Annotated in this window: 12 protein-coding genes and 2 pseudogenes; 2 read left to right on the top strand and 12 right to left on the bottom strand. The window is 43.4% G+C overall.

Annotated elements, in window-relative coordinates:
• Positions 1 to 150: 150 nt before the first annotated feature.
• The 5 genes and pseudogenes from EAE90_RS04910 to EAE90_RS23635 form a co-directional block, all read right to left on the bottom strand.
• Positions 151 to 453: a type II toxin-antitoxin system RelE family toxin gene (locus tag EAE90_RS04910; protein WP_214052523.1), complete on the bottom strand. Its 303-nt coding sequence runs from the start codon at positions 451 to 453 to the stop codon at positions 151 to 153.
• Entirely contained in the window at positions 450 to 701 is a 252-nt protein-coding gene (locus tag EAE90_RS04905) for a type II toxin-antitoxin system Phd/YefM family antitoxin (protein ID WP_036780598.1), read from the bottom strand. The genes EAE90_RS04910 and EAE90_RS04905 overlap by 4 nt, the downstream gene beginning before the upstream one ends.
• 215 nt (positions 702 to 916) lie before the next feature.
• Positions 917 to 4363, bottom strand: coding sequence for a molybdopterin-dependent oxidoreductase (locus EAE90_RS04900; RefSeq protein WP_214052522.1), 3447 nt, complete (start codon positions 4361 to 4363; stop codon positions 917 to 919).
• Positions 4364 to 4576: 213 nt separating this feature from the next.
• Entirely contained in the window at positions 4577 to 5497 is a 921-nt protein-coding gene (locus EAE90_RS04895; RefSeq protein ID WP_214052521.1) for a glycoside hydrolase family 18 protein, read from the bottom strand.
• Positions 5498 to 5748: 251 nt separating this feature from the next.
• Positions 5749 to 5838, bottom strand: a pseudogene (locus EAE90_RS23635) (type II toxin-antitoxin system Phd/YefM family antitoxin); the annotation flags it as partial.
• Between the two features lie 484 nt (positions 5839 to 6322).
• Here EAE90_RS23635 and nemA point away from each other — a divergent pair.
• Positions 6323 to 7435: an alkene reductase gene (gene nemA, locus EAE90_RS04890; protein WP_214052520.1), complete on the top strand. Its 1113-nt coding sequence runs from the start codon at positions 6323 to 6325 to the stop codon at positions 7433 to 7435.
• A gap of 57 nt (positions 7436 to 7492) precedes the next feature.
• Here the strand turns inward: nemA and EAE90_RS04885 are convergent, their stop codons facing one another.
• Positions 7493 to 8401, bottom strand: a complete 909-nt coding sequence (locus tag EAE90_RS04885; RefSeq protein ID WP_214052519.1) for a LysR family transcriptional regulator — start codon at positions 8399 to 8401, stop codon at positions 7493 to 7495.
• Positions 8402 to 8605: 204 nt separating this feature from the next.
• On the opposite strand from EAE90_RS04885, the gene EAE90_RS04880 reads away from it, so the two are divergent.
• Entirely contained in the window at positions 8606 to 9067 is a 462-nt protein-coding gene (locus EAE90_RS04880) for a helix-turn-helix domain-containing protein (RefSeq protein WP_113040551.1), read from the top strand.
• Here the strand turns inward: EAE90_RS04880 and EAE90_RS24430 are convergent.
• From EAE90_RS24430 to tnpA, 6 genes and pseudogenes are all read right to left on the bottom strand, one after another.
• On the bottom strand, positions 9064 to 9168 hold the full coding sequence (locus tag EAE90_RS24430; protein WP_339920820.1) for a type II toxin-antitoxin system RelE/ParE family toxin: 105 nt from the start codon (positions 9166 to 9168) through the stop codon (positions 9064 to 9066). The genes EAE90_RS04880 and EAE90_RS24430 overlap by 4 nt on opposite strands.
• Positions 9169 to 9302: 134 nt before the next feature.
• A complete protein-coding gene (locus tag EAE90_RS04875) occupies positions 9303 to 9611 on the bottom strand; it encodes a type II toxin-antitoxin system RelE/ParE family toxin (RefSeq protein WP_036780593.1) in 309 nt (102 codons plus the stop codon).
• Between the two features lie 17 nt (positions 9612 to 9628).
• Positions 9629 to 10093, bottom strand: coding sequence for an antitoxin PaaA2 family protein (locus EAE90_RS04870; protein WP_036780591.1), 465 nt, complete (start codon positions 10091 to 10093; stop codon positions 9629 to 9631).
• A 135-nt stretch (positions 10094 to 10228) separates the two neighbouring features.
• Positions 10229 to 10432: an antitoxin of toxin-antitoxin stability system gene (locus EAE90_RS04865; RefSeq protein WP_214052518.1), complete on the bottom strand. Its 204-nt coding sequence runs from the start codon at positions 10430 to 10432 to the stop codon at positions 10229 to 10231.
• 176 nt (positions 10433 to 10608) lie between these two features.
• Positions 10609 to 11487 carry a PhzF family phenazine biosynthesis protein gene (locus tag EAE90_RS04860; RefSeq protein WP_214052517.1) on the bottom strand — a complete coding sequence of 293 codons (879 nt, stop codon included), beginning with the start codon at positions 11485 to 11487 and terminating at the stop codon, positions 10609 to 10611.
• Positions 11488 to 11639: 152 nt separating this feature from the next.
• A pseudogene (tnpA, locus tag EAE90_RS04855) lies at positions 11640 to 11970 on the bottom strand (IS200/IS605 family transposase).
• Between the last annotated feature and the right edge of the window lie 171 nt (positions 11971 to 12141).

The following is a 12141-nucleotide window of genomic DNA, read 5'->3' as shown; positions in this document are numbered from 1 at the left end:
AGTTTAGTTCAAGCTTCCTGTTTTCGCCAACAATAACTGTTTCTTATAGATTACAAACAGATTATTTAAGTTTATTCTGTAAAAATGTTGGATATATTTAACTATGTATTTGAATCCTTTATCTTTATCCGAAAATTCAACTTAATTTTTTTATAAAGTGGTCTGCTTACCTAGTCTTTTACTTGCCAGTTCATACGCTTCGCTCCGTTCGCGTTTACCGACGGCTACCACAGCGATAATCAACACATTATCCATGACCTCATAAACCAAACGAAAACCAGAAGCACGTAATTTTATTTTGTAGCAATTCGGCATGCCTCGAAGTTTAGCGGATGGAATATGAGGTTCAACACAACACTTTTTCAGCTTCTTAGCAAATTGTTGTTGGATTGATTTATCAAGTTTTTTCCACTCTTTAAAAGCATCTTCCCTGAATTTTACGCTATAGGTCATAGATAATTATCCAGATCTACATCAACCAATGCCTGTTCTTTACGCTCATTTACCAGTCGAATAAGCTCTTGATCATCTAAAGCATCAAGTATCTGTTCGTAGAGTCTCGCAGGAATACAATAAAACACCGGTTGGTTACGATTTAGGATTGCGACAGGGTATCCAGCTCCAGAGTTTACGGTCGCCATAGGATTCTTTTTTAGTTCACTAACACTTGCGCTAATATCTGACAGAATTATGTTAGCCATAGAAACACTCCAAAAGATTTGTTAATAGGTCTTATAGTAGCTCCCTTTGTTGAGAAAAGAAACGCAAAAGACCACTTAACAGGTCTTGTTTTTTCCGATGTTCCTTTTTTTATTCATTTATTCCTGACTACGATGAAAAGTCCCGTTTTTTCTGAGAAGTATCATCTGTTATTGGGCCCAATTTGATAAAAATTGGGCCGATAATGTTCTGGTAGCTAAGCATCAATGGAAATATCAGTGATAGGTATACATTGACAAGTAAGGCACATCCCTTGATCGGAAGGTTCTACATCATTTAGATGTTGCACTTCGCCATTTTTTAATTTCACAGCACAACTTTCACACTGTCCAACCCGGCATCCACTTGCCATCTTAATACCATTTTTTTCGCTAAAATTAAGGAGTGTCCCTTTGTCAGGAGACCATTCGAGAAAAACGCCAGATTTTTCAAACTTAACTGTAAAACTCTTCCCATCTTTAATTTTTACCGGAGTTAGCGATCGGAACACCTCTTTATAGATATCAAAAGGTGGAACTCCTAGAGTGAGTAAACCTTCTTCGAAAGTTTTCATCATAGGAGCCGGGCCACACATATAAAAACGAGCTTGCTGTTTGATCAATGTTTCAGGAATGGCATTCGCAGTAATATATCCATGATGCTGGTAATTAATACCCTCAATATCCACTGGCAGCGGATTACTGTAATAGTTGATTACCTTCAACTGCTTAATTTTTGACTCAAGTTCTTTTAGCCTTTTAGAAAAGGCATGTGTATTGCTGTTTTGATTAGCATACAGCAATAAGAGTTCAGGCTTTTCACCGTTAGCTGGAAGAGATTCAAGGTAACTTATGAATGGAGTAATACCAATTCCTCCTGCCAACATAACAACAGGTTGCTTAGCATTAAGCGGAATAATAAAGTTTCCTCCCGGAGGCGTCAGACTCACTTCGGCTCCGGCTACCAGCGCCCTGTTAATATATGAAGACATGACGCCTTCAAAAGTTTCTCCGTTAGAAGTTATGCCTTTCTGATGCCGTACGGAGATACTGTAACTCTTTCTACCCGCCAGTGTTGCCATTCCTGTCAAGGAATAGGCCCTGATAACAGGGTCATCCTGCCCAGGTATGGAAACTTGTACTGTGATATATTGGCCAGGTTCATAATCGGGCAGCATTGTTCCATCTTGTGACTCAAAAATAACGGTTTTAACACCCTTAGCCTCGGGTTTTGTATCTACAACCCGAAATGCCTTACGGCCCTGCCACGGCCTTCTCTCCGGGTTGATATCTTCTGCGAGTTTAATATCACAGCGGAATGAACGGAGCGGAGAAGCGCCGCTGATAGGATCGCAAGAGTCGTCAGAAATAAGCGCATTATAGTTACTGCTGTTTTTGCCTATAACGGGAAAACCCTCTTTCCCATAATCGGGACACGCTTGCCACCAACCAAACTCAGCAATTATCGTATCGTAAGAGATATTATTATCTAACGATGCTTTAAAACGTGCCTTGCCGTTGCGGGTGATAACCTCAACCCAATCTCCATTGTTAATACCTTTCTTTTCAGCCAATCTACTGTTTATCTCAAGCTTCGGATAAGGTGATTTTTTCCGCAGACTGGTTAAGCTTCTCTGTTGGCTATGACAATAGAAACCATTTTTTACTGAGGTCAGCCGATAAGGGAAATGTGGCTCAGAGTTTAAATTCTCTTTTGGTTCATCATATATCGGTAGTGGTGGATAACCATGCCGCCACAATTTCTCAGAATAGATTTCAACCATTCCTGTTTCGGTATCAAAACCTTTAACTGTGTTCTTAACAGGATCGATTCTTGCGTATTTCCTATCATGCTGAATTAATGGAATTGAAATTCCTTCCGGCTTTTCTCTTAACGCCGCTACGGTCAAACCAATGGGCTCAAGAATATAATTCCATCCCGCTTCAACGCTGCCGTTAAAAAATATATCATCCATGCCTAAGCGACAGGCCAAGTCGAAGACAATTTCATTATCTGACCGGCTTTTTCCCCGAGGGGAAATCATTTTTTGCCTTAATTGAACGAGTTCTTCTGCCTCGGCTGAAATCTCAAATCCTACACGTAGCCCTTCTCTCTCCCAAGGCGTATTCACGGGTAGTAAGATGTCAGCATAATGTGCTGTAGGCGTTTCAAAGAGATCACAATGAACATGAAATTCAAGCTGTTTTAGCGCATCTATCCCAATCTTGGCGTCAGCATGAGATGACAACATATTGGTACCAAATACCATCATAGCTCTAATCGGGTAAGGCCGTTTGTGCAAGATTGCTTGATACAGATCCTGTGATGCTACCCAACCATCTAAAGGCGGCCCCAACGGTTTTTCCTTAAAGCCAAGGGCTTTTTCTTGTTGTTCCTTCGGCATAAGCCTGCGGGCATTCACAGCATTGACTGGATGCTTATTGTACACTCTGTTGCTTCCATGTGTGTCAAAACACCCGGTTAATGCGTACAGCACGGCAATTGCTAGTTCAGTCTGGGTTGCATTGGTATGTTGAGCTACACCAGTCCAGGAATGATAAGCAATTCGTTTGGAAGACATAACCAAATCTGCGGCATATATGAGCTTTTCTTTGGTTATGCCGGTGATTTTTTCTACATATTTAGGTGTGTATGATTGACACTCATCTATAAGTCGCTGGAATGCAGATTTGCATGGTATTTTTTTATTTACATCTTCCGCAGAATTAATCGAAAATTCGCCTAATAAAGCGTAATTATTATTTTCATCACATGGCTCATTTTCGTGAATATCATATGGTAGCGGAGACTGAGTTATGTTATTCCAGACAACATATCTGTTTTTCTTAGCTGAAATGTTTATATCTTTTTCTCTCAAGAAAAGACCATTATCATTTCGTACCAACAATGAGGCATTCGTCCATCGTGCTACAAACGTCTGATCATATCCTCTTCGATTTATGATGATATTTATGAGCCCGAGGGCTAACGCGGCATCCGTCCCAGGATTGATGTTGAGCCAATTATCAGATTCTTTAGCAAGAGCCGTATATCTAGGATCTACAACGATAAGTTTGGCCCCTGCATTTCTTCCCGCACCAAGAGCTTCCGCTTGCGCAAGCCATGTATTTGTTGGGTTGTGCCCCCATAAAATGATTAACTCGGCATTTCTGTAATCAGCCACAGGAATACTGCATCCAAAGGTAAACTTATGCGCCTCGTCTTTATGCCAGTTACACACCTCTGTACTATTGCAGACATTTGGGCTGCCGAAATTTCGGATGAAGCGATCTATCCATTCAAGGCTATCGCTAAGAGGTGTTCCACTTGGTGAGGTAACTGAGAAAGCAACCGATTCTGCACCAGACTCAGCCTTATAGAAAGCCAGTTTCTCAGCAACATACTTCAACGCTTCATCCCAAGTGATTTTCTCCCAGCCTGGATCGGCATCGCCTTTGGGATTTGTCCTACGAAGAGGATAAAGAATCCGGTTAGGACTATGGGCCAATTCTGGTGCAGCTTTACCCTTCATGCACATGGCGTTGCCGGTCGGGTGTTTTGGGTTCTGCTGGATTTTTATCAATGTATCGTTACGAACTTCGTTGATAGTGCCACATCTTGATCTACAGAGAGTACAAAACCCTTCTTTAAACTCGCTCTTCATAAGATAACCTCATATAGCTTCACAAAATGTTTGCTTCACGGTTTTTACGGATGGTTGATACCAGTACGTATTACTGGCTCCCTGTTAATTAACCAAAGGATTAACAACGTAATGGTTCATAATTTCTATATTTTTCTCGTAATAGAGAATTAAATGAACAATTTCACACATATAAAGTTTTTGAATTTTCTATACCTGACTTAACACATTGAACTAATGCATATTAATGTTACTTATTTGCATTGTTTTTGCTGTATCTGGGACATAAACAACTTCTTCATTTATCCCCTCTTCTGCTTTGATGATTTCGGTGTAATATTGAGATGCTTGGTCAATTGTAAATATTGTATTAGGCGACCAGACCATCATCCCACTATACCCATTATTGATGACCGAGCGGGTAATATTCTGCACTGTGGATACCGAATTCTTTGCGGGGGAGACACCTAGTAACAAATTTTCCTTCTTCATCCCAAAGTTAACGTACGGAACCAACTTACTGGCACTGGCGTTGGTGTAAGTCATCTCGTAACCTGCATCCAGTAAATTTGCTATGTTTGTCGGTTCCCTGAAGTAGATATAATCTGACCACAGGGCTTTGGTCAGTACCTTTTGGGCAAATTGTGGATGGCTTTTAATCGCATCCGCTACCCAATAGAAGGATTGGCGATTACCGTAGCATGTTGAATATTCATCATCGATGTTGATTCCATCCAGCCCGTATTTAACGACATCATTTACCATTTCATTGGCAAGTTTTGTTGCCGTTGCTTTACTCATATTACATGACCAACCTGCATTTTGATGATTGCCCAGATAGGATAATTGAACTCTGATGCCCTTTTTTTGCAAATTCCGTACTAGGGAAATATTGTCTTTGAGGATCGAACTTATTTCATCGTTGTAAAATAGTACGGGGATATTAGAGATGCTGCTATTAATGTTAGCTGCGAATAATATAACATCGGAAAAAAATGGTTTTTCAGTTCGTTTCACAACAAAATTACCGATATCCTTGACATGTTGCGGTGAAGGATTGCTCAGAAATGTAATATTATTTGCTGCAAGAGATTGATTTGTTGCAAAGGTAACGATAAGTACAACTTTCAATAAATTGATATTTTTTAAGATCATAAATAAACCTCTTATCTGACTGAGGAACAAATACGCTATAAAATTTCAATGATTATGCAAGGCTCTTCAGAGCATTTCGAAATCCCTTTTCGCATCATGATTTCAGTAAGTCTGCCAATTGCCTGCGAAACGGACATGTTACCTTTCTTCAGTTAAGGTTTATCTGTTGTTATCAAACCAGTGACGGGGAGACGATGTTCCCAGATTGAGGTAGTTCAGGTGTTGTGGAACATTTAAAATAGATCATAAGGTTATAGGTAATTATCTAAATCTACATTAACCAATGCCTGTTCTCTACGCTCATTTACCAATCGAATAAGCTCTTGATCGTCCAAAGCATCTTAGCAAGGACATGACCAGATTCGCTTGTTCAGCGGCATTTCCGGCATTTGTAGATATCAATTCAGTCAGGAGATGTCGGAATAAAGCCCTTTGGGCTTTTCGCCTGATATCCCCGGCGGTTTTTGCTAAACAGCCTTTGACTTCATCTCAATATATCTACTCTTAATTCTCCTTCTCTTCATTATTCAGTTAAATCAAATGAATTTCATATTAAGTTCTTCGGATGTTACTTAATGCCATTGGGTCAATGCTGAGGTTTGATTATTAGTAACTTGGGGAATATCGCTCCCATATTAAGGTACTAACTCTCCCCAGTTTAAGTTAAAGTAAATTAAAACAATAAATTATGAATTTCATGGATTTGTGCATCAAATTAAAACTATTGAACCTAACTTTCCTACCAATTACCCTTCTTCTCACCAAAAAAATAATGCAATTACGTTTTCTTATTTGGATCTCGTGGTTTCATATAAAGGAGGATTTATGAAATTTCCCCATTTGTTTAATCCATTAAAAATAGGTGCTATTACTACGCCCAATCGTATTTTCATGGCGCCACTCACTCGCTTACGAAATACTGAACCCGGCGATATTCCTACGCCAATGATGGCTGAATATTATCGTCAACGTGCCAGTGCTGGATTGATCATCACTGAGGCGACACAGGTTTCATTCCAGGCAAAAGGTTATTCAGGTGCACCGGGGTTGCATACTCCTGAACAGATAAGTGCTTGGAAAAAAATTAATGAAGGAATTCATCAGGCTGGTGGTCTTAGTAACGTACAACTATGGCATACGGGGCGAATGTCTCACACTTCTCTCCAGCCGGAACAACTGGCTCCTGTAGCACCTTCTGCGATATCGGCTAATGCGCGGACTTCGGTACGAGACACAGAAGGTAATGTAATTCGAGTCAGCACCTCTAAGCCACGTGCCTTGGAGAGAGATGAAATTCATCAGATCGTCAATGACTTCCGTCAGGCAGCCATCAATGCACAAGAAGCTAACTTTGACATGATGGAAATCCATGCTGCACATGGTTATCTTATTCATCAGTTCTTGTCTCCTTCTGCTAATCAGCGTGATGATGAATATGGTGGCAGTATTGAAAATCGTGCACGCTTTGCCTTGGAAGTAGTGGATGCTGCTATTGAAAGTTGGAGTTCTGATCGGATTGGCATCCGCATCTATCCATTAGGACCATATAATGGTCTAAGTCATTATGAAGATGAGGAGAAAGCCGCGCTTTACCTGATCCGCGAGTTGGCAAGACGCAATCTGGCTTATCTACACATTTCCGAACCTGATTGGGCTGGAGGAGAGCCTTTCAGTGAAGCATTTCGTCAAACGATTCGAGAAGTTTATCCTGGTGTGATTGTTGCGGCAGGCGCCTATACTGCCGAGAAAGCGGAGAAATTGATTGAAAAGGGATTAATCGATGCAGTGGCATTCGGACGAAACTTTATTGCTAATCCTGACTTAGTTGAGCGCTTGCGAATTGATGCGCCCCTGAACGAGCCGCGCCCAGAGTTCTTCTATGCTAATGGCCCCGAAGGGTACATTGACTATCCTACCTTAGAGCAGTTAAGCGCGTGATCATACTGTGCGCTTTAATGGCGGTGATAATCACTGCCACTAAAGCGCTTTCACCTGCTACTCCCAAGGCACACCGTCTTCCCAACTCTCTACCAATAGGTCAATAAATCCTCGAATGCGAGGGGAAAGATGCTTTTTACTTGGATAAATGATTCGGATGGGATCAGGTTTAACATGATAATTTTCTAATACAGGGACAAGTTTACCGTCACTAAGATCTTGACCAACGACGTAGTTAGGCAGATGAATGAGCCCAAACCCTGCCAATGCTGATTCGAGCATAGTTTCCGCACTATCTATGTTTAGCCGCCCCGGACCTTCGAAAATGTAAGTTCCTTCCGTGGTCTCAAAGCGCCAGGAACGGCGTTTATCCGCACTCAGGAAGAAAATCGTGTCATGTGTATGCAACGCCTGTGGCGTTTCAGGTACACCTCGCCGGGACAAATAATCTGGTGACGCACAGGTAATCATTCGTTGAGTAGCGATGGTACGTGTAAGGATACGAGAATCATCTTTCGGTTCACCAATGCGGATGGCAATATCGAACCCTTCCTCGATCAAGTCAACATAACGATCAGTAAAGGCAATATCTGCCTGTAGTTCTGGCCAGCGTTTCAGGAAAGTTTCTAGCAAGGAAAGAATGTGGCGCTTCCCTAAGGAGATCGGTGCGGTTAATTTCAGGGTCCCGGTCGGGTTTACCCTGCGCATCGCCATCGTATTATCCACTTCTTCGAGGTCTTCAAGAATCTGGCGACAGCGTTCGAACATAATACGTCCTTCATCTGTCAGGCCAAGCCGCCGCGTTGTTCGGTTCAGCAATCTTACGCCTAAGCGGGTCTCCAGACGCACAATGCTCTTACCAATAGCGGAGCGAGTAAGCCCCAAAGAACCTGCCGCTTGTGTATAACTTCCGGCCCGTACCGCAGCAACAAAAGCTGCAATATCGCCGATTCTGTTCAATTCCATTTGTGCTCCTAAAACGTTCTGAGAATGGGTTGTTCGTTGTATAACTTTATTTTTTGAATGATATGCTAAATCTGGTTCTTCCACCGAGAAGAGTTGCCCTGGAAATTGTTATTGCGAAAACGTATCAGATTCTGCTTAAAACAGTTGCGTTACGTTTATTTCGTTTAATGTGCTAAATCAAAATGAATGACTAACAGGTGCAACATGATTACTTCCACTTTCTCTGATGTAAATCTTCCAGCTAAACGCGAAAGTGAAATAGCTGGAAAGGGGTTGCGTGAACTTTCAGCGTTCCTTTCGACAAAACTTGAAACTCAGCAGATTTCAATTATGAGTGATGATCATAAATCTCATCAAATTGAAGTGCCTACGTCTGCGCTTACTATGTTAGTGCAAATCTTGAGTGAACTCGCTTCAGGTAATGCAGTGCAAATTGTTCCTGTTCATGCAGAGCTAACTACTCAAGAAGCTGCAAACATATTGAATGTATCGCGGCCTCATATGGTTAAGCTTCTGGAAGATGGTTGTCTTCCTTTCCATAAAACAGGCCGACATCGGCGTATTCGTTTTGCTGATCTGATGGAATATAAAAAGCAGCGTAATGCTGAGAGTATGGAGGCTATGAAAGCATTAGCTAATCAGGCTCAGGAATTAGGGATTTACTAATTTCCCCGTCGGCCAAGCATGGGATGTCGTGCAAGATTGGATGCTGCATCACTAAACTGTTCATCCATTCTGGCTGCCGCATATGAATTATCGGCTGCGATGTAGTCCTACACGTCAGCTCGGTCTTGCTTCGTTTCGGGTGTCCAGATAACTTTCACGCTTGGTCCACCACATTGGAGAGCGTAAAAAAGTCTGGGGCACTTTTTTACGCTCTCCATCTCCTGCTGTCACCATGTCACGGCGTTTGCTGCGCCGCGTGTTTCACTCGCAAAATTTCGACGGTGCGCGCCTCGTCCAGCACGCGATAAAAAATAATGTAGTTCCGATGCGCGACCAGCTCGCGCACATAATCCGGCAGGCCGGGCCGCCCGGTGCGGCCAAGCTCCGGGTGCTGCGCAAGCGGCAAGGTCTTGTCGCGTAGCTCCTGACCGAAGCTGCGCGCCCTGGTCGGGTTGTCTTTGCCTATGTATCGAACAATGGCGCGCAAATCCTCGCGGGCCTTCGGTCGCCACTCGATGCGGTAAGGGGTCTTTGCCTTCGCCATAAATCAGCCAGCCGCGCTCAAGCGCGCTTCCTTTTGGCGGGCTTGTGTTCGGCGGCCAAGGCGGCAATATCGGCGTCCATCTCGGCCATAACCTCATCGTGTGAAAGATTCGGGCGCGGGTCGTCGATAGCATCCTGAATCTCGGCAGCCAGCCACTCCGAGTAGGCGGCGGCTTGGTGGGCCTTACGCATTGCCTCGGCCCGGCCACGATTGCCGGCGGTTTCTTCTTTCTCGTCCGGGTTCCACTCACTGGCGTCGAACTGGCCGATGGTGATGCCTACGTCGCGCAACACGTTCAGGGCGGCAATGGGGTTGCCGAAACGGCGCGGCTCTTGGCTGCGGGCCTTCGCCAGCAAAGCGGCGGCACCGCTGCGGGTTGCGATCTGCACAAGGAAGATTCCGCCCTGCCCTTTCAGGGTCACACCTTCCACGCCGCCGGCATCGCTTGCGGCGCGTAGCTGCTCAATGGTCATGCTTTGCATGATTCACTCCTTATAGGGTGATGAAAGTAACAGGGTTGATTGTGCATGTTTTCTAGGAAACGCGCAATCACCTAGACAAAAAAGGTTGGACAAAATTTAATGGACATTTAGGGGTAGTGACCGGGTAGCTGGTCACTACCCCACATTGGCACGCCGTGCGGCAAACTCGGCTTCGACCTCATCATTAGATTGGCCCAAGCCAGCACGCATTGAGGCTCGCCCGGCTTCTACCTTGTGACACAGGAATTTATTGTATTCTCGTTCCTCACGTTGGCGTTGAATAAATTTGGCACGTAGTTCAGGTTCTAATTTCATCGTAAAAACAGCTTGTTTCGTCATGATCTGACTTTCCAACATTAATTATTCTGTACCAATAAGATATGTATAATCTCATTACTCTACGCGATTTTGCTTGTCGGAAAACAGATGTTTTCCGACAAAATAAGCGGCCTTTCTGAATTATCTAATGAGCAATTTTACGTAAGATATTGTGCATATTAGGGCTGATAATTTTTTTAAATTGTGATGGTGCCATTGATACAAGTTACAGCACTGCCGCCGACAAAAATCTTACCATCTGCATGGCTAAGCCATACACTTCCCTGACGGCCAAGTTTTTTGCCTTGTGATGAATGAACCATTTTATCGTCAATCATTGCTACTTTGTGGTGGCGCATAAATGCAGCAACACTGCCGTTTCCACTACCGCAAACTGGGTCTTCGTTGACACCGCATGATGGGGCGAAAGAGCGTACTTCAATATCAGCCTCTGCTCCTTCATGGTAGGCGCCATACAGACAAACCCCGGTTATGTTCATTTGCGTGTCATGCTCGCACAACCTGGCATAATCAGGTTCTGCTGCCAGCACGGCTTCTGCTCCCGTAGTATGGGCGACAATCCAGCGAGCTCCCACGTCAATAAGTGCTGGTGTTAGTGCGCGATCTAACTGGCAACCCAGAATGCTTTCGAGGCGATCTATTTGCTCGGCGCTAAGCAATGTGATGGCTGGTTCTGGTAGTTCAAAAGTGATTAATTTCCGACCTTCTTCCGTTTCGGTAACGTTCAATGTAATCAATCCCGCCCCGCATTCCTGCACAATACGCCCTTCTCTCGCCTGAATTAAACCGGCTTCAAGAAGAGCATGTGCGGTACCGATCGTGGGATGACCGGCAAAAGGAAGTTCACTACCGGGTGTGAAAATCCGTACACGATAATCCGCCAATGGGTTTTCTACGGGAAGGATGAAAGTGGTTTCAGAAAGATTAGTCCAGTTGGCAATGCCCTGCATCTGTATCGGTGAAAGTTCTTGAGCATCCATAACAACGGCGACGGGATTTCCTTTAAAAGGCTGGTGAGTAAATACATCAACCTGCTTAAATGGCACAAGAGACATAAAATTTCCTTTTTATAGTGGCAAAAGTGGTTTATAAGTGTATCAAGGTATATTATTAACATGGTGGTTGATACTAAACAACCACCTACTAAAGTAGGTGGGTTAGTGATTAACGGACTGAAAGTCCGGATACGCGTCGGCTAAACGACGCGTCAATTATCCATCCTGAAATTATCATTCGGATTGGGTTCAAAATGATGTTCTAAATAGCTTTTGATCATTTCCTCCGTTAACTGCCCCCTTCAGCCTTCTCATGATTTCACTTGGCGCTAATGTTGGGGGACTGCTGACGAGTATATGCACGTGATCTTGACTCACAACTCCCTTTAATATTCTGATTTCAAAGGAGCCGCATGTCTGACGGATTAATTCTCGCACTCGACTTGCCACTTCTCCTGTCAGCACTTTGTATCTGTATTTCGTTACCCACACAAAATGGTATTCAATCTGAAATACCGTGTGGCTGCCATATCTGTAATCCATGTTGCACCTCCGGTACAACACAGTATCGGAGCTAAAGCTGACCGGCTAAAGCCGGTGGTTTTAACCTTTCATTTGGAAGAATAAAAAAATAGTTTCGATAAGATATATGTGATGAAACTCAAATAAAACAATTAAATTAAATCCTTTGTGAAATAACATAATACTAATATT

This window comes from Photorhabdus caribbeanensis (assembly GCF_018448885.1).
GTDB lineage: Bacteria > Pseudomonadota > Gammaproteobacteria > Enterobacterales > Enterobacteriaceae > Photorhabdus > Photorhabdus caribbeanensis.
This window is presented reverse-complemented; position numbering and strand designations above follow the sequence as displayed.